Below are 20883 nucleotides of genomic sequence, written 5' to 3'. Positions count from 1 at the left end.
CCTCCGTTCCACGGCCATTGCCCACTATAACGAGAACTGGTATCAGTTTCTGAAACACCGTCAGATGTGAAGGCAGTCGGCCATGACCGAGCTCGTGGAACACGGACAGCTGTTCGTCGGCGGGGAGTTGACCGACCCCCTGGGTACGGACGTCATCGAGGTGATCTCGCCGCACACGGAAGAGGTCATCGGGCGCGTCCCGCACGCCTCGACGGCGGATGTGGACCGGGCCGTGGGGGTGGCCCGGCGGGCCTTCGACGAGGGCCCCTGGCCGCGCATGAGCCTCGACGAGCGGATCGAGGTCGTGAGCAGGATCAAGGACGGGATCGCCGCCCGGCACGACGAGATCGCCCGCGTGATCTCCGCCCAGAACGGCTCCCCGTACTCCTGGAGCGTCCTCGCCCAGGCCCTCGGCGCCGTCATGGTCTGGGACTCGGCGATCACCGTCGCGCGGAACTTCACCTACGAGGAGCGGCGCGACGGCGTGCTCGGCCGCATCCTGGTCCGGCGCGAGCCCGTCGGGGTGGTCGCCGCCGTCGTCCCCTGGAACGTCCCGCAGTTCGTCGCCGCCGCCAAGCTGGCCCCCGCGCTCCTCACCGGCTGCACGGCCGTGCTCAAGCCCTCGCCCGAGTCACCGCTGGACGCGTACCTGCTCGGCGAGATCGCGCGGGAGGCCGGGCTGCCGGAGGGCGTGCTGTCGATCCTGCCCGCGGACCGGGAGGTGAGCGAGTACCTGGTCGGGCACCCCGGCGTCGACAAGGTGTCCTTCACCGGGTCGGTCGCGGCCGGCAAGCGCGTGATGGAGGTCGCCGCCCGCAACCTCACGCGCGTGACCCTCGAACTGGGCGGCAAGTCGGCGGCCGTCGTCCTGCCCGACGCGGACGTCGAGACGGCCGTCGCGGGCATCGCCCCCGCGGCCTGGATGAACAACGGGCAGGCCTGTGTCGCCCAGACCCGCATCCTCCTCCCGCGCTCCCGCTACGACGAGTTCGCCGACGCCCTGGCCGCCGCGGCGGGCGCGCTGACGGTCGGCGACCCGCTGGACCCGGCGACCCAGGTGGGCCCGCTGGTGGCGCGGCGGCAGCAGCGGCGCAACCTCGACTACATCCGCATCGGGCAGGAGGAGGGCGCCAAGATCCTCACGGGCGGCGGACGCCCGGCCGGCCTCGACCGCGGCTGGTACGTCGAGCCGACCCTCTTCGGCGACGTCGACAACTCCATGCGCATCGCCCGCGAGGAGATCTTCGGCCCGGTGATCTGCCTGCTGCCCTACGACGACGAGTCCGACGCCGTGAAGATCGCCAACGACTCCGACTACGGGCTGAGCGGCAGCGTGTGGACGGCGGACGTCGAGCACGGCATCGAGATCGCCCGCCAGGTCCGTACCGGCACCTACTCGGTCAACACCTTCAGCCTGGACATGCTGGGCCCCTTCGGCGGCTACAAGAGCTCTGGCCTGGGGCGGGAGTTCGGTCCCGAGGGGTACGGCGAGTACCTGGAGCACAAGATGATCCACCTCCCGGCGGACGCGTAGCGATGGGCGACCGCTGGCACGTGGAGGTCGACCGCTCCCTGTGCATCGGCTCTGCCCAGTGCCTCCACCACGCGCCGGACGGCTTCCGCCTGGACTCCGCCCGGCAGTCCCATCCGGTCGCCCCGGACACGGACGCGAACGAGCGGGTGCTGGAGGCGGCGGAGAACTGTCCGGTGGAGGCGATCACGATCACGCTGGGGGACAGCGGGGAGCCGGTGTTCCCACCGGAGGAGTAGCGGCAGCCGCCGCCCCAGGGCGCGTCAGGCGCCGGCGGGGCCGGCCCGGGGGTCCCCTCAGACGCCGGGTGGCCCCTCAGGCGCCGGGTGCCCGGTAGTCCACCTGCTGCCGGACGGCCTCGTCCACCTCCTCGGGTGACAGCAGGACGACCGTGCTGGTGCGGACCCCGCCCGCGGCCGAGACGACCATGCCCATGGCCGCGGCGGAGGTGTTGCCCGGCAGCTCCGCCGTGACGTAGACGTCGTCGTCGCCGAAGGCCCAGTACATCGTCTCGACCCGGCCCCCGAGGCCCTCGACCATGCGCCCGACGACGTCACGCCGCGAGCTCCCGCCCTCCTTGAGCAGACCCTTCAGTCCGTCCGGGGTGAGCTTCACCTTGAACAGGTACTTCGGCATGGGGGTGCCCTTTCACTTCCGCCCGAAAAGTCGCTTTGACTCCCTCATGTTCCTTCCGACTCGGTGGTTCGTCGCGGTGGCGAGGGCCTCATGGGGGACGTAGGGGTCACTCAGGACATTTAGGTAAAAAATCCCACACAGGGGCTTCTCTTTGCGGCGAGAAGTTCTAGCCTGGAATCAGGCCTACGGGACGAGTGAGGGAGTCCGACCGGAGTTGGCCGACTCTGGCAGGAAGCTTCGGCTTCCGCCGGTGCCGACTGCGACGGTAGGGCTGAGAGGTCGGAAGGTCGAAGGACCGAGAGGTCCGGCGACCGGAAGGCGACCCCCAGAACCTGATCCGGACCATGCCGGCGAAGGGAACCCGTCTCGTAGGTCATTCATGTGCGCCGGGGGTCATTCACGTACGTCGGGGGTCATTCACGTGCGTCCGGCGCCGTCAGGTCGATCAGGCGGCACACCGTCTCGATGTCGATCTTGACCTGGGCGATGGAGGCGCGGCCCGACAGCCAGGTGATGAGGGCCGAGTGCCAGGTGTGCTCGATGACCCGGACCGCCGACAACTGCTCCGGAGTGGGGTGTTCCAGCCCCATCGCGTCCAGGATGATGGCCGTCGTCTGCCGCGAGACCTGGTCGACCTCCGGGCTCACGCTGCGGTCGGCGAAGGTGAGGGCGCGGACCATCGCGTCGGCCAGATGCGGTTCGCGCTGGAGGGCGCGGAAGGCCCGCATCAGCGTCTCCGCGACCCGCTCGGCCGCCGTCTCGCCCTGCGGGGGCTTCTTGCGCAGCGTGCCGTGCATGTGCTCCAGCTGGTCCTGCATGGTGGCGACCAGTAGGTGGATCTTGGAGGGGAAGTAGCGGTACAGCGTGCCCAGCGCCACCTGCGAGGACTCCGCGACCTCGCGCATCTGCACGGCGTCGAAGCCGCCCCGGCTGGCCAGTTGCGCGCTCGCGTGCAGGATGCGGCGACGGCGGGCCTCCTGCCGCTCCGTCAGGGGCGGGGAGCCGGGGACCGTGGCTCTGGCATCCACCTTGGCCGGCTTGTTCACCTTGGCGCTCACCTTGGCTTCCGCGGGCATGGGTCGGGCCCGTTCCGTGACCGTCCGTGAGGACGAGTGATCAGACAGCATGGCACGGTGCCGGTCGTGGCGTGAATCACCTGATCCACTGCTCACAGCGCCCCTACCTGCCGGTAGATTCAGAGCCTCCGAACGATCAAGTCTGAAACTTGTTCTAGATTAGCGTCCCGGCGTAATCTCGCGGGACAGAGCAGTCAGAAGGGGGCCCAGAGTGACCGCTGAGGCCAGGGAGGCCGGGGCTCCGGAGGACCCCGCCGCCGACGGCTTGCGACCGCTCCACATCGCGCTCCTCACCTATAAAGGGAACCCGTTCTGCGGCGGCCAGGGCGTCTACGTCCGGCACCTCTCGCGCGAACTGGCCCGCCTCGGCCACCGGGTCGAGGTCATCGGCGCACAGCCGTATCCCGTGCTCGACGAGGGCTACGACGGGCTGAGCCTCACCGAGCTGCCCAGCCTCGACCTCTACCGCCAGCCGGATCCTTTCCGCACGCCGAAGCGCGACGAGTACCGCGACTGGATCGACGCGCTCGAAGTCGCGACCATGTGGACCGGCGGCTTCCCCGAACCCCTGACGTTCTCGCTGCGCGCCCGCCGCCATCTGCGCGCCCGCCGCGGCGAGTTCGACGTCGTCCATGACAACCAGACCCTCGGGTACGGGCTGCTGGGCGACGTGGGCGCCCCCCTGGTGACCACGATCCACCACCCCATCACCGTCGACCGGCAGTTGGAGCTGGACGCGGCGGAGGGCTGGAAGCGGCGCCTCTCGGTGCGCCGCTGGTACGGCTTCACGCGCATGCAGAAGCGCGTCGCGCGGCGGCTGCCGTCCGTCCTCACCGTCTCCGGCACGTCCCAGCAGGAGATCGTCGACCACCTCGGCGTCCGCCAGGACCGCATCCACGTGGTCCACATCGGCGCCGACACCGACCTGTTCTCGCCGGACCCCTCGGTGCCGGTCGTGCCGGGCCGGATCGTGACGACGTCCAGCGCGGACGTGCCGCTGAAGGGCCTGGTCCATCTCGTCGAGGCCCTCGCCAAGGTGCGCACCGAGCACCCCGGCGCCCACCTCGTCGTCGTCGGCAAGCGCCCGGCCGAGGGGCCCGTCGCCCAGGCGATGGAACGCTACGGCCTCGACGGCGCCGTCGAGTTCGTCAAGGGCATCTCCGACGCGGAACTCGTCGACCTCGTGCGCTCCGCCCAGGTCGCGTGCGTCCCGTCGCTCTACGAGGGCTTCTCACTCCCGGCCGCCGAGGCCATGGCGACCGGGACGCCCCTGCTCGCCACGACCGGCGGCGCGATCCCCGAGGTCGCCGGCCGGGACGGGGAGACCTGCCTCGCGGTCCCGCCGGGCGACTCGCAGGCACTGGCGGCCGGGCTGGTCCGGCTGCTGGGCGACGCGGAGCTGCGCGCGCGGCTCGGAGCGGCCGGGCGGGAACGAGTCCTGCGGCACTTCACCTGGGCCAGGGCGGCGGAGGGGACGGTGGCGCGCTACCGCGAGGCGATCGCCAGGTCCCGCGGCGAGCGTTCCGTGGTGACGCCCCCGGCCTCCGGCGGTTTCGCGGTGGGCGGCGACCGCTCGACTCCCCTGACGTCCGGCGGTTTCGCGGTGGGCGGCGACCGCTCCGCAGCGGGCGGGGACCGCCCGGCGTCCCTGACGTCCGGCGGCTCCGAGGCGGGGGGCGACCGCTCGACGGCCCCGGCTCCCGCCGACTCCGCGGGCCCGGCCGCTTCCGGCCGCCTCCCGGCAGCCGGCGTCGATCAGCCGGCGTCCCCGGCCCCCGGCCGTTCCGCGGATCCCGCAGGTGCCGTCTCCGCAGCCACCACAGATGTAGAAGGCGTCAACTCCGAAAGCAGGGCCACGTGCTGACCGTCGACTTCTCCCGGTTCCCGCTCGCCCCGGGCGACCGAGTCCTGGACCTCGGCTGCGGTGCCGGCCGGCACGCGTTCGAGTGCTACCGGCGCGGCGCGCAGGTCGTGGCGCTGGACCAGAACGCCGAGGAGATCCGCGAGGTCACGAAGTGGTTCGCGGCGATGAAGGAGGCCGGCGAGGCCCCCGAGGGCGCCACCGCCACGGCCATGGAGGGCGACGCCCTCGCCCTGCCCTTCCCCGACGAGTTCTTCGACGTCGTCATCATCTCCGAGGTGATGGAGCACATCCCTGACGACAAGGGCGTCCTCGCCGAGATGGTGCGCGTGCTCAAGCCCGGCGGGCGCATCGCCGTCACCGTCCCGCGCTACGGCCCCGAGAAGGTCTGCTGGACCCTGTCCGACGCCTACCACGAGGTCGAGGGCGGCCACATCCGCATCTACAAGGCGGACGAGCTGCTGGAGAAGATCCGCGAGGCCGGCCTGGAGCCGTACGGCACCCACCACGCCCACGCGCTGCACTCCCCGTACTGGTGGCTGAAGTGCGCGTTCGGCGTCGACAACGACAAGGCGCTGCCCGTGCGGGCGTACCACAAGCTCCTGGTCTGGGACATCATGAAGAAACCGCTGGCCACCCGGGTCGCGGAGCAGGCGCTGAACCCGCTGATCGGCAAGAGCTTCGTGGCGTACGCGACCAAGCCGCACCTGCCGCGTCTTTCCGGCACCGGGGCGGACGCCCAGTGACGACTCCCCGGACGGAACACCTGGTCCTGCCCGGGGTCCTCACCGCAGGGCAGGCCGCCGCGACCGTCGCCGGCATCCTCGCCGTACAGCGCGAGGACGGCGCGATCCCCTGGTTCCGGGGCCACCACCTCGACCCGTGGGACCACGTCGAGGCCGCGATGGCCCTCGACGCGGCCGGTGAACACGAGGCGGCCGAACGGGCCTACCTGTGGCTGGCCCGGCACCAGAACGAGGACGGCTCCTGGTACGCGGCCTACGCGGACGGGGACTTCGCCGAGGTCACCGACCGGGGCCGGGAGACCAACTTCGTCGCCTACATAGCCGTCGGCGTCTGGCACCACCATCTCTCCACCGGTGACGACGCGTTCCTGGAGCGGATGTGGCCGGTGGTGTACGCGGCGGTGGAGTTCGTGCTGCGGCTCCAGCAGCCCGGCGGGCAGATCGGCTGGCGGCGCGACGACGACGGCACGGACACGGCGGACGCCCTGCTGACGGGCAGCTCCTCCATCCACCACGCGCTGCGCTGCGCGCTGGCGATCGCCGATCAGCGCGAAGAGGCCCAGCCGGACTGGGAGTTGGCGGCGGGTGCGCTGCGGCACGCGATACGCCGGCATCCGGAGCGGTTCCTCGACAAGAACCGTTACTCGATGGACTGGTACTACCCCGTGCTCGGCGGTGCCCTGACCGGTGCGGAGGCCAAGGCCCGCATCGAGGAGGACTGGGACCGGTTCGTCGTCCCGGGGCTGGGTGTGCGGTGCGTGGTTCCCAACCCGTGGGTGACGGGGGGCGAGTCCGCGGAACTCGCCCTGGCGCTCTGGGCGATGGGGGAGTCCGACCGGGCGTTGGAGGTGCTGCAGTCGATCCAGCATCTGCGCGATCCGGAGAGCGGGCTGTACTGGACGGGGTACGTCTTCGAGGACGACGCGATCTGGCCGCGGGAGTTGACCACGTGGACCGCGGGGTCGCTGCTTCTGGCCGTTGCCGCGTTGGGTGGCCATGAGGCCACGTGCCGGGTCTTCGGCGGTGAGGGTCTGCCTGTGGGGCTGGACTCGGAGTGTTGCGCCTGAGAGCTCGGGGGGTTGTGGCCTGATTGCGGGCGCGGGTTGTGTGTGGCTGGTCGCGCAGTTCCCCGCGCCCCTAAAGGTCAGTGTCGGTGAACCCTGTTGGCAATCGCGTGGCCCACGAACAAGTAGACCACCGCTGCCAGGCCGTAGCCGGCGACCACTCGGGCCCAGGCCTCGTCGAACGTGAAGAGGTCGTGGGACCAACCCGCCAGCCAGCGGGCCGCGTCGTGGACGAACTGGACGAAGTCGTTCGCCCGGTTGGCGTCCAGCAGGTACATCAGAATCCACAGGCCCAGGATGAGGGCCATGATGTCGGCGACGACGGCGATGACCGTGCCGGCCTGATTCGCACCGTTGCGATATCGAGGGGACATGCCCTCCGGGTTGCCCTTGAAGTCTGAATGAAACCCGTACGTGCGAAATTCGCTCAGGCGTTCAACTCCGCGAGTACACGCAGCGTCTCCCGGTCCGGTGCCAGCGCCAGCAGGTCCGTCACCGGGCCCTTGCGCCACAACTCCAGGCGCTCGGCGATGCGTTGGCGCGGGCCGACCAGGGAGATCTCGTCGGCGAAGGCGTCCGGCACGGCGAGGACGGCCTCCTCCCTGCGGCCGGACAGGAACAACTCCTGGATCCGGCGGGCCTCCTCCTCGTACCCCATGCGGGCCATGAGGTCGGCGTGGAAGTTGCGGGCCGCGTGTCCCATGCCGCCGATGTAGAAGCCGAGCATGGCCTTGACGGGCAACAGGCCCTCGGTGACGTCGTCGCAGAGCCGGACCTGGGCCAGCGGGGCGACGAGGAAGCCGTCGGGAAGGTCGCGCAGCGCGGGGCCGTACACCTCCGGCCGTGTCGGCGACCAGTACAGCGGCAGCCAGCCGTCGGCGATCCGGGTCGTCTGGGCGACGTTCTTCGGCCCCTCCGCGCCGAGCAGGACCGGCAGGTCCGGGCGGAGCGGATGGGTGATCGGCTTGAGGGGCTTGCCGAGGCCGGTGGCGTCCGGGCCCCGGTAGGGGTGGGCGTGGAAACGGCCGGCCAGCTCGACCGGCGCCTCGCGCCGCAACACCTGCCGTACGACGTCGACGTACTCGCGGGTGGCGGTCAGCGGCGACTTCGGGAACGGGCGGCCGTACCAGCCCTCGACGACCTGCGGGCCGGACAGGCCCAGGCCCAGCATCATGCGCCCGCCGGAGAGATGGTCGAGGGTGAGCGCCTGCATGGCGGTGGTGGTCGGCGGGCGGGCCGCCATCTGGGCGACCGCGGTGCCCACCTTGATGGTGGAGGTGTGGGCGGCGATCCAGGCCAGCGGCGTGAACGCGTCCGAGCCCCACGACTCCGCCGTCCACACCGAGTCGTAGCCCAGCCGCTCGGCCTCCTGCGCGAGCGGCACATGGCCGGGGGAGGGGCCGCGACCCCAGTAACCGAGGGCGAGACCGAGCCGCACGCCTGCCTCCTGACGGGTCGTCAGCTATGTTGGGCGACGACTGTACGGCAACGGCCCCCCACCCGGAAGGGCGAGGGGCCGTACGTCGTTCAGGGGCTCAGCCGCGCTGGATGCCCGACGTGTCCTGCAGGACACCGCGGCGGCCGTCCTGAGTCTGCGCGACCAGGGCCGCGCCGCGCTGCTCGACGGCCAGGTACCAGGTGCCCGGGGCGAGTTCGGCGATCGGGGTGGGCGAACCGTCCTCCGCGAACAGCGGCCGCGGCACCGGCACCGCGAACCAGAACGGCGAGAAGTCCCCGGCCGGGGGCTGCGGAGCCTGAGCCTGCTGGGGCTGGGGCTGACCGGCGTAGGGCTGCCCCGGCTGCCCGGGCCCGGGCTGTCCCGGCTGCGGGTGACCGTAGCCACCCGGCTGCTGGGCACCCGGGTAGCCGTAACCGCCGGGCGGCTGGGCGCCGTAGGGCTGCGGAGCGGCCGGGCGCGGGGCGGGGATGAGGGCGCCCTTGAGGGCGGGGACGAGGGGCGTGACGATGGCGGCGGCGGCCAGGAGCAGCGTGGCGACGAGGGCGAGGGTCAGGCCGAGGCCGGGGCTGGGACCGTCGGAGGTGCTGCCCTCGAAGTTGTCGCCTCCGCCGGCCGGGTCGAAGACGTTGCCCAGCGCGCTCCACGCGGCGAACACGGTGAGGGCGACGCCGAACTGACCCAGGTCGAGACCCGCGATCTTCGGGACCTGCGGCAGACTGCGGGTGACGATGACGAGCGCGGCGCCGATGACCCCCGCCAGAACGACACTGAGCACGACCGGCCCGCTTGACCACAGACTGGGGAGGTCGGCGCTGTCAGGGACACCATCGAGCGAGTAGAGGTCGAGAAACGACGCGATGAACAGCAACACCGCTGCTCCGATCACCACGCCGTCGCCTCGAGTGAGGGAGCGGATATTCACTTCAGGTCCTTCGTAGGTCGTCTCATCGTCGGTAGAGGCGTCGCTGCCACCATGTCGCCGTCAGGCCCCGGTGTGAAGCGCGGGGGTGACCCCTCATCGTACGAACGGACCCTATCGTCCGCCCGACCAGGGTGTCCGCCCGGAACGTCCCGCCGAGAGCTACCCGCGCAGGAAACTCACGATTCCCTCAGAGATCCCTTGCGCCGCCTTCTGCCGCCACGCGCCACTGGTCAGCAGCGCCGCGTCCTTGCTATCGCGCATGTTGCCGCACTCGATGAACACCTTGGGAACCGTTGACAGATTGAGACCGCCCAGGTCCTTACGCGTGACGAGTCCGGTGCCGTCGCCGATGTAGTTGGACGGCGCGCTGCCGGTGACGGCGACGAAGCGGCCCGCGACGCGCTCGCCGAGATCGCGGGAGGGGGCGACGATCGCGCGGGTGTCGGCGGCGCCCGCGTGGACCGCGCCGGGCAGGATGACGTGGAAGCCGCGGTTGCCGGCGCCCGAGCCGTCCGCGTGGACCGAGACCACGGCGTCGGCCTTCGCCTCGTTGCCGATCCGGGCCCGCTCGTCCACGCACGGGCCGTACGGCCGGTCGGCGTCCTGCGTCAGCTTCACCGTGGCGCCCTGCTGTTCGAGGAGCGTGCGCATCCGGTGCGCCACGTCCAGGGTGAACTTCGCCTCGGTGTAACCGTCGTTGGTGGAGGTGCCCGTGGTATCGCACTCCTTCCAGTTCGTCCCGATGTTCACCTTGCGGTTGATCTCGGAGGCGTGCTGGAAGTTCTCCGGGTTGTGCCCGGGGTCGATGACGACGACCTTTCCCTTGAGCGGGCCGGAGGCCGGGGCGGGCGCTGAGGTCGAGGACGCCGTCGGTTTCCGCGACGGCGAGGCGCTCGGATTCTTGGCGTCGTCGGTCGGTGTGTCCGACGCGGAGGACACGGGGGGCGGGGAGGACCGCACGGTCGCCCGGCCCGAGCCGCCGTCGTCCCCCGAGCCGCCCACCGTCTCGTACACGAGCCAGCCGAGCAGCGCCCCGGGCACCAGCGCGGCGAGCGCGACGGTCAGGGGGCCGCGGCGGGGGCGGCGGGGCTGGGGAGGTTCGAAGTCCGGGCCTACGTACGACACGTGTGCCACCCTAGCGGCCGTCCGCAGGGGCAGCGGGCCGAGGAGAGCCCAACGGGTGGCGGCTACTCCTCGTTCCCGTCGGGCTCCGCGTGCCGTACCGCCTCCTTCACCCGTGCCTCGATCTCCTGGCGCGGGGTGTCCTCCTGCTTCGCGTACGCGGTCACCGCCGCCTGGACGTCGCGGGCGAGGTCGCGCCAGGCGCGCCAGGCGGTCTCCCAGGTGGTGGTCTGCTGGGCGCTCCACTTGGTCTGGGTGGGCGGACCGTAGGCGTCCTGCAGTTGCCGCACGCGGGCGTACGCCTCGTCCGCCGCGCGCTGCTTCTCCACGAGCTCTGCGAAGGTGTGTGCCACGCGCCCGGATCCTTGGGCAGCGGCGGTCGCCCACCGAAGCGCCACGCCGCCCGTGGGCCGACCGGGAAGGGCTGGAGGGGCCGCAGTTCACCCGCCCAGCCGTTCCGCTAGACGCCGGGGCCGGTGCGCCGCAGGACGCGCAGGGAGTCCGTCGCCGAGACCTCGGTGAACGCGCCGGAGGCGAGGGCTCGGAGGTAGACGCGGTACGGGGCCTGGCCGGTGAACTCGTCCTCCGGCTCGGGGAAGACGTCGTGGATGACGAGCAGGCCGCCCTCGGCCACGTGCGGGGCCCAGCCCTCGTAGTCGGCGGTGGCGTGCTCGTCGGTGTGGCCGCCGTCGATGAAGACGAATCCGACCGGGGTCTGCCAGATCGCCGCGATCTGCGGGGAACGGCCGACCAGGGCGACCACGTGCTCCTCCAGGCCTGCCCGGTGCAGGGTGCGGCGGAACGTGGGCAGCGTGTCCATCAGGCCGAGCTCGGGGTCGACCGTCTCCGGGTCGTGGTACTCCCAGCCCGGCTGCTGCTCCTCGCTGCCCCGGTGGTGGTCGACGGTGAGCGCGGTGACGCCGGCCTCGCGGGCCGCGTCGGCGAGCAGGACCGTGGAGCGGCCGCAGTACGTGCCGACCTCCAGCAGCGGCAGACCGAGCCGGCCGGCCTCCACCGCCGCCGCGTACAGGGCCAGGCCCTCACCCACGGGCATGAAGCCCTTCGCCGCCTCGAAGGCGGCCAGGATCTCGGGCTCGGGGGCCGTGGGCATGGGGTTCCTCTCGGTCGTACGACGGTCCGGGCGCCCATGCTGCCGGACCCCCTGCCAAAGGGTGACAGGGGGTCCGGATGGGCAGCGGGTTCAGACGGAGACCGTCTCGCCCGGCAGCGACAGGTCCAGGTCGACCGGCCGCTCGTCGCCGGTGTGGGTCGCGGACGAGGCGAGGGGGGCGTGGCCCGTGGCGCGGGCGGCGACGACGTAGGAGCCGCCCGCCGGGACGGTGAGGGCGTAGGCGCCGTCCTCCGCGGAGAGCGTCGCGCCCGCCTGGCGGCCCCGGCGGTCGATCAGCGTGACCTTGGCGCGGGCGACCGGAGTGCCGTCCGCCGCCAGGACGCGGCCGCGGAAGCCGCGCAGCACCGCTTCGGCGCGCTCCAGGTTGGCGTCCTCCTCGCTGCTGGCGCGCAGCTGCGGCTTGTCCGACGGGCGGCGGCCGGGCAGGAAGAGGGCCAGCAGCAGGCCGACGGCGACCGCGCCGGTCGCGATCAGGAAGGAGAGCCGGAAGCCGTGCATGGTCGGGATCTCGACGCCGCCGACGTTGTCCGCGGTGTTCGCCAGCACCATGCCGATGACGGCGCTCGACACGGACGTGCCGATGGAACGCATCAGGGTGTTGAGGCCGTTCGCCGCGCCCGTCTCCGAGGCCGGGACCGCGCCCACGATCAGTGCGGGCAGCGAGGAGTAGGCGAGGCCGATGCCCGCGCCCAGCAGGACCGAGATGACCAGGCTCTGCCAGGCGGCGCTCATCAGGCCGAGGCCGGCGCCGTAGCCGATCGCGATGATCAGCAGGCCGAGGATCAGGGTGACCTTGGGGCCGTACTTCGCGGACAGCCGGGCGTAGACGGGCGCGGTGAGCATCATCGTCAGGCCGAGCGGCGCGACGAGCAGGCCCGCGACGACCATCGACTGGCCGAGGCCGTAGCCGGTGGACTTCGGCAGCTGGAGCAGCTGGGGCAGGACCAGGGAGACGACGTAGAAGGAGACGCCGACCATGATCGAGGCGAGGTTGGTGAAGAGGACGGCCGGACGGGCCGTGGTGCGCAGGTCGACCAGCGGGGCCTTGACGCGCAGTTCCATCACGCCCCACAGGAGCAGGACGACCGCGGCGGCGGCGAACAGGCCGAGCGTGGTGCCGGAGGTCCAGCCCCAGTCGCTGCCCTTGGTGATCGGCAGCAGGAAGAGCACGAGACCGGCGGAGAGGCCGATCGCGCCCGGCAGGTCGAAGGAGCCCTCGGCGCGCATCGGCGACTCGGGCACGACGAGCAGGGTGAGGGCGATGGCGAGGACACCGAGGCCGGCGGCGCCGTAGAACAGGGCGTGCCAGTCGCTGTGCTGCGCGACCAGGGCGGCGGCGGGCAGGGCGAGGCCGCCGCCGACGCCTATGGAGGAGCTCATCAGGGCCATCGCCGAGCCGAGCTTCTCCCGGGGCAGCATGTCGCGCATCAGGCCGATGCCGAGCGGGATGGCGCCCATCGCGAAGCCCTGGAGCGTACGGCCGGCGATCATGAGCAGCAGGTCGCTGGTGAACGCGCTGACCAGGGCGCCGACGACCATGACCGCCAGGCTCGTGATCAGCATGCGCCGCTTGCCGTACAGGTCGCCGAGGCGGCCCATGATCGGGGTGGCCACCGCGCCCGAGAGGAGGGTCGAGGTCAGGACCCAGGTGGCGTCGCTGGGGGCGGTGTCCAGCAGCTGCGGCAGGTCCTTGATGACCGGGACGAGCAGGGTCTGCATCACCGCGACAACGATGCCCGCGAAGGCGAGGACCGGGACCACGGCCCCGCGCGCTCTGCCGGCGGGACGGACTGTCGTCGTCTGCGTCATTGAGGGGGGCCTCCAGGCCGGGGTGTGTTCGGGGGTGCGTGGTTACGTGGGGTGCGAACCTCGTATGCGTAGGCAACTATTCCGTTGCTTCGGCACTCTAACGAAATCTTGACCTTCTCTTGGGGAAGGAGGTCCGGCGGTGCCGTGGCCCTAGGTCGAAATCCCGATGCAAGGAGCATGGAGTGGTTGAGAGCATGACACCCATGCTCGAAGCCGCCGAAATAACCCGTACGCCACGCCGCACCGCGCCTCCCACCTGGCTGGTGATCGCGCTCACGTGTGCCGGGCAGTTCCTGGTCGTGCTGGACGTGTCCGTCGTCAACGTGGCGCTGCCGTCCATGCGCACCGGGCTCGGACTGAGCGAGCAGGGCCTGCAGTGGGTGGTGAACGCCTACGCCATCGCCTTCGCCGGGTTCATGCTGCTCGGCGGGCGGGCCGGAGACCTCTACGGCCGCAAGCGGATGTTCCTCGTCGGGCTCGGCCTGTTCACCCTGGCCTCGCTGGCGGGCGGGCTGGCGCAGGACGACTGGCAGCTGCTGGTGGCGCGGGCCGCGCAGGGGCTCGGGGCGGCGGTGCTGGCGCCCTCGACGCTGACGATCCTCACCGCCTCGGTGCCGGAGGGCGCCGCCCGGGCCCGGGCCATCGGGACCTGGACGGCGGTCGGTGCCGGCGGCGGCGCGGCGGGCGGCCTGGTCGGCGGGCTGCTGACGGAGACGCTGTCGTGGCGGTGGGTGCTGCTGATCAACGTGCCGGTGGGGGCGGTCGTGCTGTGCGGGGCCGCATGGTTCCTCACCGAGGGCCGGGCCGGGGACGGGCGGCGGCTCGACCTGCCGGGCGCGCTGCTCGTCACGGGCGGGCTCGGCACGTTGGCCTACGGCATCTCCCAGACGGAGGCGGCGGGCTGGACGGCGACGGCCACGCTGCTGCCGCTGCTCGCCGGGCTCGCGCTGATCGGGCTGTTCCTCACGGTCGAGGCCCGGACGCGGAGCCCGCTGATGCCGCTCGGGCTGCTGAAGCTGCGGTCGGTGTCGTCGGCGAACGTGGCGATGTTCCTGTGCGGGTCCGCGATGTTCTGCATGTGGTTCTTCATGACCCTGTACGCGCAGAACGTCCTGGGCTACACCCCGCTGGAGGCCGGACTCGCCCTGGTCCCGAGCTCCCTGGCCGTCATCTTCGGCTCCAAGATCGCGCCCCGGCTCATGCGCGGGCTCGGGCCGCGGAACGTGGCGGCGCTGGGCACACTGGTCGCCGTGGCCGGCTTCGCCTGGCAGTCGACGATGACCCCCGAGGGCGCGTACGCGACGACGATCCTGGTCCCCGGAGTCCTGATGATGCTCGGCGCGGGACTGGCGGCGACCCCGCTGGCCTCCGTGGCCACCTCCGGCGCGCCGCCCGAGGAGGCCGGACTGGTGTCCGGCCTGGTCAACACCTCCCGCACGATGGGCGGTTCACTGGGCCTGGCGGTCCTGTCGACACTTGCGGCGACCCGGTCGGCGGGCAGCGGGACGCCGGAGGCACTGACGGAGGGGTATGCGCTGGCGTTCCGGGTGGGGACCGGGGTGCTGGCGGCGGGTGTGCTGCTCATGTGGGTGTGGCTGCCCCGCACGGCGGACGAGCGGTAGGACCGCGGGACCGAGCGTGGCGTCGGTCGGGTCGGGCCGAGTCGTCACAGCCAGCCCTGGCGGCGGGCCTCGCGCAGGGCCTCCGTGCGGTTGCGGGTGCCCGTCTTGCCGATGGCGGAGGAGAGGTAGTTGCGGACGGTGGACTCCGAGAGGTGGAGCCGGGCGGCGATGTCCGCGACCGTCGCGCCGTCCGCGGAGGCCTTGACGGCGTCGCTCTCGCGTGCGGTGAGGGGGTTGGGACCGGCGCTGAGCGCGGCCGTGGCGAGGGCCGGGTCGACGACCGTCTCGCCGGCCAGGACGCGGCGGATCGCGGCGGCCAGTTCCTCCACGGGGCCGTCCTTCACGAGGAAACCGGTGGCCCCCGCCTCCAGGGCGCGGCGCAGATAGCCGGGCCGGCCGAACGTGGTGAGGATCAGCACCCGGCAGTCGGGCACCCGCACGCGCAGCTCCGCGGCGGCGTCCAGGCCGCTCTTTCCCGGGAGTTCGATGTCGAGGAGCGCGACGTCGGGGCGGTGGGCGAGCGCCGCGTCCAGGATCGCGTCACCGGCCCCCACCTGGGCGACGACCTCGATGTCGTCCTCCATGCCGAGCAGCAGCGCGAGCGCACCGCGCAGCATGCCCTGGTCCTCCGCGAGCAGCACGCGGACGGGTCTGTCGGTCACGGGCCGAGGGGAGGGTGGGGCGCGTCGAGCACCGAGGCCAGCGTCTCGGTGAAGGCCGTCGCCGAGTAGTCGGCGTGGGCACGGATGCGTGCCGCCACGGCCTCGGCACCGCCGCCCTCGAGGAGCTGGACCAGCCGGTCGAGCCGGTCGCTGCTGTGCCGGTGCCCTTCCTGGGTGGACAGGTAGAAGTCCGTCGCGTCGTAGGCCATGTGGAAGACGTGCTTCTTCACATCGCTCAGCGTCAGGTAGTCGTCATGGGTCTTGGGAGTCGGCTCGGGCGCGCCGACGCACACCGCGGGTGTGCCGGCGCCCCAGGCGTTGACGGCCAGGTGGTAGGTGTCCGTGATGACCAGGCGGTAGCGGGGCAGGACCCGCACCAGGTCGCCGATGGTGTGCCCGCCCGGGCGCTGCGCGATGTGACCGACCGGAGCGGGGACGTCCCGGTCGAACCAGGGCAGCCATTCCAGCGGGGCGCCCAGACGCTCGGACAGGTCCTGGCAGAAGGCGGGCAACCACTCGGGGATCGGCGTCCGCGCGCCGAGGAACACACCGATCGCACCGCCGTCCGGGACCGCCCGGGACCATTCCGTCGTCGCGAGGTGGTCGAGGTCGCCCGGGCGGGACAGCAGCGCCGCGTCCGAACCGAAGTAGTCGGTCGTACGGTCCCCGCGCAGATGCGCGATCTTCGCCGCCGAGAGCGGGTCACGCACCCAGACGCGGCGGCTTCGCGTCACCAGGCGGGAGAACAGGGGGCCGTACTCCTTGTCCTCGTAGTCGGACTGGGAGTTGTGCAGGATCGTCCCGCCGTAGCTGAGGGTCCGCGCGAGGAGGTCGTCCGGCTGGTCCGCGAACAGCAGGGTGCGGTTGAGCAGGTTGCGGGCGGTCGCTCGGTCCTCGGCGAAACCGAAGTCGAGCAATCGGTTCGTCGCGTCCTGCTCCAGGTAGTGCCGGGTGTGGAGGAAGTCGCCCCAGAAGACGACCGCGTCGTGGTCACGGAGCGAGTCGAGGTGCTCGGCCAGGGGGAGGAAGCGGAACGGCAGCTCTGTGCCTCGCGCGCACTCGCGCAGCGGCACGGTCTCCGGCGTGTGCAGGGTGTACCAGGTGGCGTCGGTCCCGGGGGCCATCCGCCGCCGCAGGGACTCGAACGCCAAGTCGACGGTCAGCATGCCGGTGTTGCGGTACCCGATGTTCGGCGCGGTGATGACGGCGACGCGTGCCATGTGCTCCATTTTCCCTAGCCGTTGCCGGCGCCGTCGACGCGTACGGGCACGTGTGCGGGTGCGTGTACGCGTACGTGTGGCGCGCGCGGACCATCGGCCAACGTACACGCCCGCGCGGGCCGTTGTGCGTCCCGCCCCCTGGTCGCCGGGGCGGCCGGCTTGGCATCCGGCCGCGCCCCGGCCCGGCCCGGCGGCATCGTGAGGCGAACGGTCACGCCCGTTGCGCCACCGCCGGGTTCACGTCCGTCGCATCGACATCGAGCGGGAGCTCCGCCGACACGGCGAATCCGCCCCTGGCGCGCGGCCCCGCCGTCAGTGAGCCGCCCGCCGCCGCGAGACGCTCGGTCAGGCCTGTCAGCCCCGTGCCGGCCCGGGCGCCCGAGCCACCGAGCCCACCGCCCGCGCCGTCGGCGACCGCTCCGACCTCGATGCCCCCGCCGTCGAAGACCGCCGCCGCCCCCACCCCGTCGTCCACCACCGACAGACGCACCCGCTCCGCCCCGCCCGACAGCGTGATCTCGCACTGAAGCGCGGCCCTGTGGCGTACGGCGTTCGTGACCGCCTCGCGTGCCACCCAGCCCAGCAGCGCCTGGGTCTGCGGGCCGAAGGCCCGCGTCTCACCCGGGCAGGGATCTGACACGGTGTCAGGAGGCTTCACAAGTGTGGGGGCCTGGGCTATACAGAGGGCGCAGGACTGGAACGCGTTCCAGTTCGGCCGCAGACGGCCTCGGCGCGGCCGACGGTGCGGACGGCCGTGCCGAGGTCTTTGCCACGGTGGTCTTTCCCACGGTGGCCCTTCCCACGGCGATCAGGAGCCCCATGCCCATCGACGCAGCCAAGGCGCTCGCCGCCGAACCCCGGACCGGCGAGCTCTCCTGGGACCACAAGGACGTGCAGCTCTACCACCTCGGCATCGGCGCGGGCATCCCCGCCACCGACCCCGACGAGCTGCGCTACACCCTGGAGTCCCGGCTGCACGTCCTGCCGAGCTTCGCCACCGTCGCCGGCGCCGGATCCCCCGGCGTGATCAGCGGCCTGTCCATGCCCGGCGTCGACGTCGACCTCGCCCGCGTCCTCCACGGCGGGCAGAGCCTCCAGGTCCACCGCCCCATCCCGGCCCGGGGCCGCGCGACCGCCACCGGCCGGATCGCCGCCGTGTACGACAAGGGCAAGGCGGCCGTCCTCGTCATGCGCACCGAAGTCACCGACGAGGACGGGCCGTTGTGGACCAACGACGCGCAGATCTACGTCCGGGGTGAGGGGGGCTGGGGCGGCGACCGGGGGCCGTCCACCCGGCTCGATCCGCCCGCGGGCGAGCCGGACCGGGTCGTCGAACGGCACGTCCGCGAGGACCAGGCCCTGTTGTACCGGCTGTCCGGGGACCGGAACCCGTTGCACGCCGACCCCGAGTTCGCCAAGCGCGCCGGATTCGACCGGCCCATCCTGCACGGGCTGTGCACCTACGGCATGACGCTCAAGGCGGTCGTGGACACGCTGCTCGACGGGGACGTGACCCGGGTCCGCTCGTACGCCACCCGGTTCGCCGGGGTGGTGTATCCGGGCGAGACGCTGCGCATCCGCATGTGGCGCATGGACGGCGAGGTCCGGGTCGCCGTCAGCGCCGTCGAGAGGGACGACGCGCCCGTCCTCGCCGACACCGTCGTCGCACACACCTGAGTCCCACACGCCGTACGAGGGGAGCCGCACCATGCGCGCAGCCGTACTGCACGAGATCGGCCAGGACAAGCTGGAGGTCCTCGACGACGTCGAGGCGGTGGGATTCGGCCCCGGCAGGGTGCGGATCCGGGTGCGCGCGGCGGGGCTGTGCCACTCGGACCTGTCCGCGATGAGCGGGGTGCTGCCGCAGCCCGGGCCGTTCGTGCCCGGGCACGAGGGGGCGGGCGAGATCCTCGAAGTCGGCGAAGGAGTCGGCCACTTGACGGCCGGTGACCGGGTCGTCGTGTGCTGGCTGCCCGCCTGCGGCGTCTGCCCCGCCTGCAAGCGCGGACAGACCGAGCTGTGCCTCGCCGGGTTCATGAACGCGGGCACCCCCAACTTCAGGCGGCCCGGCGGGGACGTCTTCGGCATGGCCGGCACCGGCACCTTCACCGAGGAGGTCGTCGTCGACGCCGGGTGCGCGGTCCCGATACCCGACGACGTGCCCTTCGACATCGCCGCCCTCATCGGCTGCGGTGTGACGACCGGCCTGGGCGCCGCGCTCAACACGGCCGACGTGGAGGCCGGTTCGTCGGTGGCGGTCATCGGGTGCGGCGGTGTCGGCATCTCCGTGATCCAGGGGGCCCGGCTGCGCGGGGCCGCCGAGATCGTCGCCGTCGACCCGGTCGGGACGCGGCGCGAGGCAGCCCTGCGGTTCGGGGCCACGAAGGCCGTCTCGCCCGACGAGCTGCCCGACGCCAAGCAGCAGATCACCGGCGGCGAGGGCTTCGACTACGTCTTCGAGGTCGTCGGCAAGTCCGCCACGGCACGCGCCGCCTACGACAACACCCGGCGCGGCGGCACCCTCGTCGTGGTCGGCGCGGGCGCCATGGACGACGTCCTCCAGCTGAACATGTTCGAGCTGTTCTTCGACGAGAAGCGGATCCTGCCGTCCATGTACGGCGGCGGCGACATCCTGCGCTCCTACGAACGCACCATCGCCCTGTGGCGCGCGGGGCGCGTCGACCTGGCGGGCCTGATCACCCACCGGGTCCCCTTCGCCGACATCAACGAGGCCCTGGACCAGATGCGGACCGGGACCGCCCTGCGTACGTGCATCGAGATGTGAGGACACCGCCATGCCGCTGCCGCTGAACGGACTGTCCGCGATCGTCACGGGCGCGGGCCGCGGGCTCGGCCGGGCCGAGGCGCTGGAACTCGCCCGGCTCGGCGCCGCCGTCGTCGTCAACGACTACGGGCGGCCCGGCCGCGACGGCACCGGCGAGGCCTCGGCCGGACCCGCCGAGGAGGTCGTCGCCGAGATACGGGCGGCCGGCGGGACAGCGCTCGCGCACACCGGAGACGTCTCCGACTTCGAACAGGCCCGAGGGCTCGTCGAATCGGCCGTCGCCGAGTTCGGCACGCTCGACATCCTCGTCAACAACGCGGGCATCCTGCGCGACCGCATGGTGTTCTCGATGGCCGAGGAGGAGTGGGACGCCGTACTCCGCGTGCACCTCAAGGGGCACTTCAACACCACCCGGTTCGCCGCCGCCCACTGGCGGGAGCGGTCGAAACGGACCGGGGAGCCGGTGTACGGGCGGATCGTGAACACCTCCTCCGAGGCGTTCCTCGCCGGTTCCGCCGGGCAGCCCAACTACGCGGCCGCCAAGGGCGGGATCGTCGGCCTGACCACCTCCACGGCCCTCGCCCTCGGCAAGTACGGCGTCACGGCCAACGCGATCTGCCCGCGCGCCCGCACCCGGATGACCGAGGACGTCTTCGCGGGCGTCGAACAGCCCCCCGGCAACGGCCTCGACCCGCTCGCCCCCGAGCACGTCGCCCCGCTCGTCGGCTATCTGGCCTCACCCGCCGCGGCGCACCTGAACGGACAGCTCCTCGTGGTGCACGGCGGCATGGTGGCCGTCGTCGAACGGCCGCGCGTCGCCGCCCGGTTCGACAGCAAGCAGGACACCTTCACGTACGAGGAACTGGAGGCCGTCCTCGGGCCGTACTACGCGGACCGGTCGGCGGGGGAGACGTTCGCGGCGGTGGAGGTGCTGGGGCTGAAACGCGGCTGAAGCCCGGGGTCGGGGCGCGGCTGAAGAACGGGAAACGGCCCCACCCGTCGTAGAGGGGCGGGGCCGTTCACCGTACGCCGTACGGCCACTGACGTTCCGTCAGGCCGCCGTCTCGGTGCGCTCGCTCCGCTCGGTCTCCGCCACCGGCTTGCGGTGGCGCCCGCGCGGAGCCGTCTCGCCGACCTGCGTGGAGATCTCGCCGCGGTGCCGGCCGTGGCCGGCGGCGGTCTCCTGGACGTCGGCTGTGTGCAGCTGGTTGGTGCTGGCGTCGCTCATCGGATGGA

21 protein-coding genes and 1 pseudogene are annotated in these 20883 nt (G+C 72.2%); 9 read left to right on the top strand and 13 right to left on the bottom strand.

What is annotated here, in order from left to right:
- The first annotated feature begins 82 nt into the window (after positions 1-82).
- Both ACZ3I3_RS05130 and ACZ3I3_RS05125 read left to right on the top strand, forming a co-directional pair.
- Positions 83-1534 (top strand): aldehyde dehydrogenase, encoded by a 1452-nt coding sequence (locus ACZ3I3_RS05130; protein WP_359039895.1) that lies wholly within the window; start codon positions 83-85, stop codon positions 1532-1534.
- Between the two features lie 2 nt (positions 1535-1536).
- A complete protein-coding gene (locus ACZ3I3_RS05125; RefSeq protein WP_274815940.1) occupies positions 1537-1770 on the top strand; it encodes a ferredoxin in 234 nt (77 codons plus the stop codon).
- Positions 1771-1846: 76 nt separating this feature from the next.
- Here the strand turns inward: ACZ3I3_RS05125 and ACZ3I3_RS05120 are convergent, their stop codons facing one another.
- Positions 1847-2167: a GYD domain-containing protein gene (locus ACZ3I3_RS05120; RefSeq protein WP_467362638.1), complete on the bottom strand. Its 321-nt coding sequence runs from the start codon at positions 2165-2167 to the stop codon at positions 1847-1849.
- 413 nt (positions 2168-2580) lie between these two features.
- Positions 2581-3243, bottom strand: coding sequence for a TetR family transcriptional regulator (locus ACZ3I3_RS05115; RefSeq protein ID WP_467362637.1), 663 nt, complete (start codon positions 3241-3243; stop codon positions 2581-2583).
- Positions 3244-3454: 211 nt separating this feature from the next.
- On the opposite strand from ACZ3I3_RS05115, the gene ACZ3I3_RS05110 reads away from it, so the two are divergent.
- From ACZ3I3_RS05110 to ACZ3I3_RS05100, 3 genes are read left to right on the top strand one after another with little or no spacing between them, the layout of a single operon-like run.
- On the top strand, positions 3455-5107 hold the full coding sequence (locus ACZ3I3_RS05110; protein WP_467362636.1) for a glycosyltransferase family 4 protein: 1653 nt from the start codon (positions 3455-3457) through the stop codon (positions 5105-5107).
- The gene (locus ACZ3I3_RS05105; protein ID WP_467362634.1) at positions 5101-5850 is read left to right on the top strand and encodes a class I SAM-dependent methyltransferase; all 750 of its coding nucleotides are present in this window, start codon (positions 5101-5103) and stop codon (positions 5848-5850) included. Before ACZ3I3_RS05110 ends, ACZ3I3_RS05105 begins: the two co-directional genes overlap by 7 nt.
- Positions 5847-6917, top strand: coding sequence for a prenyltransferase/squalene oxidase repeat-containing protein (locus ACZ3I3_RS05100; protein ID WP_467362632.1), 1071 nt, complete (start codon positions 5847-5849; stop codon positions 6915-6917). Before ACZ3I3_RS05105 ends, ACZ3I3_RS05100 begins: the two co-directional genes overlap by 4 nt.
- Before the next feature lie 77 nt (positions 6918-6994).
- Here the strand turns inward: ACZ3I3_RS05100 and ACZ3I3_RS05095 are convergent, their stop codons facing one another.
- The 7 genes from ACZ3I3_RS05095 to ACZ3I3_RS05065 all read right to left on the bottom strand — a co-directional run bounded on the left by ACZ3I3_RS05095 (position 6995) and on the right by ACZ3I3_RS05065 (position 13358).
- Positions 6995-7288: a hypothetical protein gene (locus ACZ3I3_RS05095; RefSeq protein WP_354735227.1), complete on the bottom strand. Its 294-nt coding sequence runs from the start codon at positions 7286-7288 to the stop codon at positions 6995-6997.
- A gap of 53 nt (positions 7289-7341) precedes the next feature.
- Positions 7342-8352, bottom strand: a complete 1011-nt coding sequence (locus tag ACZ3I3_RS05090; RefSeq protein ID WP_467362630.1) for an LLM class F420-dependent oxidoreductase — start codon at positions 8350-8352, stop codon at positions 7342-7344.
- 97 nt (positions 8353-8449) lie between these two features.
- Positions 8450-9295, bottom strand: a complete 846-nt coding sequence (locus ACZ3I3_RS05085; protein ID WP_467362628.1) for a hypothetical protein — start codon at positions 9293-9295, stop codon at positions 8450-8452.
- A 159-nt stretch (positions 9296-9454) separates the two neighbouring features.
- Positions 9455-10420 carry an N-acetylmuramoyl-L-alanine amidase gene (locus ACZ3I3_RS05080; RefSeq protein WP_467362627.1) on the bottom strand — a complete coding sequence of 322 codons (966 nt, stop codon included), beginning with the start codon at positions 10418-10420 and terminating at the stop codon, positions 9455-9457.
- Between the two features lie 62 nt (positions 10421-10482).
- Entirely contained in the window at positions 10483-10770 is a 288-nt protein-coding gene (locus ACZ3I3_RS05075; protein WP_467362625.1) for a hypothetical protein, read from the bottom strand.
- A gap of 107 nt (positions 10771-10877) precedes the next feature.
- Complete coding sequence (locus ACZ3I3_RS05070; RefSeq protein WP_467362623.1) at positions 10878-11528, bottom strand: class I SAM-dependent methyltransferase; 651 nt, start codon at positions 11526-11528, stop codon at positions 10878-10880.
- A 90-nt stretch (positions 11529-11618) separates the two neighbouring features.
- Entirely contained in the window at positions 11619-13358 is a 1740-nt protein-coding gene (locus tag ACZ3I3_RS05065; protein WP_467362621.1) for an MFS transporter, read from the bottom strand.
- A 194-nt stretch (positions 13359-13552) separates the two neighbouring features.
- On the opposite strand from ACZ3I3_RS05065, the gene ACZ3I3_RS05060 reads away from it, so the two are divergent.
- Complete coding sequence (locus tag ACZ3I3_RS05060) at positions 13553-14980, top strand: MFS transporter (protein ID WP_467362619.1); 1428 nt, start codon at positions 13553-13555, stop codon at positions 14978-14980.
- Between the two features lie 44 nt (positions 14981-15024).
- Here the strand turns inward: ACZ3I3_RS05060 and ACZ3I3_RS05055 are convergent, their stop codons facing one another.
- From ACZ3I3_RS05055 to ACZ3I3_RS05045, 3 genes and pseudogenes are all read right to left on the bottom strand, one after another.
- A complete protein-coding gene (locus tag ACZ3I3_RS05055) occupies positions 15025-15642 on the bottom strand; it encodes a response regulator (RefSeq protein ID WP_467362617.1) in 618 nt (205 codons plus the stop codon).
- Complete coding sequence (locus ACZ3I3_RS05050; protein ID WP_467362615.1) at positions 15639-16862, bottom strand: hypothetical protein; 1224 nt, start codon at positions 16860-16862, stop codon at positions 15639-15641. The genes ACZ3I3_RS05055 and ACZ3I3_RS05050 overlap by 4 nt, the downstream gene beginning before the upstream one ends.
- 211 nt (positions 16863-17073) lie before the next feature.
- A pseudogene (locus ACZ3I3_RS05045) lies at positions 17074-17463 on the bottom strand (ATP-binding protein); the annotation flags it as partial.
- Between the two features lie 218 nt (positions 17464-17681).
- Between ACZ3I3_RS05045 and ACZ3I3_RS05040 the strand changes: the two are divergent.
- The 3 genes from ACZ3I3_RS05040 to ACZ3I3_RS05030 are packed head-to-tail and all read left to right on the top strand — an operon-like array spanning position 17682 to position 20599.
- Positions 17682-18539: a MaoC/PaaZ C-terminal domain-containing protein gene (locus tag ACZ3I3_RS05040; protein WP_467362613.1), complete on the top strand. Its 858-nt coding sequence runs from the start codon at positions 17682-17684 to the stop codon at positions 18537-18539.
- 31 nt (positions 18540-18570) lie between these two features.
- On the top strand, positions 18571-19647 hold the full coding sequence (locus ACZ3I3_RS05035) for a Zn-dependent alcohol dehydrogenase (RefSeq protein WP_467362611.1): 1077 nt from the start codon (positions 18571-18573) through the stop codon (positions 19645-19647).
- A gap of 10 nt (positions 19648-19657) precedes the next feature.
- Positions 19658-20599: a 3-oxoacyl-ACP reductase gene (locus ACZ3I3_RS05030; RefSeq protein ID WP_467362609.1), complete on the top strand. Its 942-nt coding sequence runs from the start codon at positions 19658-19660 to the stop codon at positions 20597-20599.
- 99 nt (positions 20600-20698) lie between these two features.
- Here the strand turns inward: ACZ3I3_RS05030 and ACZ3I3_RS05025 are convergent, their stop codons facing one another.
- Positions 20699-20875: a hypothetical protein gene (locus ACZ3I3_RS05025; RefSeq protein WP_467362607.1), complete on the bottom strand. Its 177-nt coding sequence runs from the start codon at positions 20873-20875 to the stop codon at positions 20699-20701.
- Positions 20876-20883: the final 8 nt, after the last annotated feature.

This window comes from Streptomyces sp. NPDC016851, from assembly GCF_055562795.1.
This window is presented reverse-complemented; position numbering and strand designations above follow the sequence as displayed.